The sequence below is a fragment of the Staphylococcus sp. 231237_7MaSpsaltlick genome (assembly GCF_043107035.1).
Genome location: NZ_JBICNX010000287.1, coordinates 1 through 560 on the forward strand (window position 1 = coordinate 1; position 560 = coordinate 560).

Genomic DNA, 560 nt, shown 5'->3' on the forward strand with positions numbered 1-560 from the left:
CTTCAGCAGATTTTTTAACTCATCCCGAAAAAACAACTCCCGTATTCGTTAGATTTTCCACTGTTCAAGGTTCAAAAGGTTCTCCTGATACTGTAAGAGATGTACGCGGATTTGCGACTAAATTTTATACAGAGGATGGTATTTTTGATTTAGTAGGTAATAACATTCCAGTATTCTTTATCCAAGATGCGATTAAATTTCCAGATTTAATTCATGCAGTTAAACCAGAACCACATAATGAAATGCCTCAAGGTGGTACAGCACATGATACATTTTGGGACTTTTTCGCACAGAACCCTGAATCTACGCATACAACAGTCTGGGCAATGAGTGATCGAGGTATACCTAAAAACTTCAGACAAATTGAAGGTTTCGGTATTCATACATTCCGTCTAGTAAATAGTGAAGGACAATCATATTTTGTAAAATTCCATTGGAAACCACTTCAAGGCTTGGAAAGCTTAGTATGGGATGAAGCGCAAATATTACATGGTAAAGATATTGACTTCCATCGTAAGGACCTTTATGAATCTATTGAAAAAGGAGACTATCCTGAATGG

The 560-nt window shown here is 36.6% G+C and carries 1 protein-coding gene; it reads left to right on the forward strand.

The features are described from left to right. Nucleotides 1-560, forward strand: a 560-nt coding sequence (locus tag ACF91D_RS31495; protein WP_392438659.1) for a catalase, incomplete at both ends; no start/stop codon positions are given.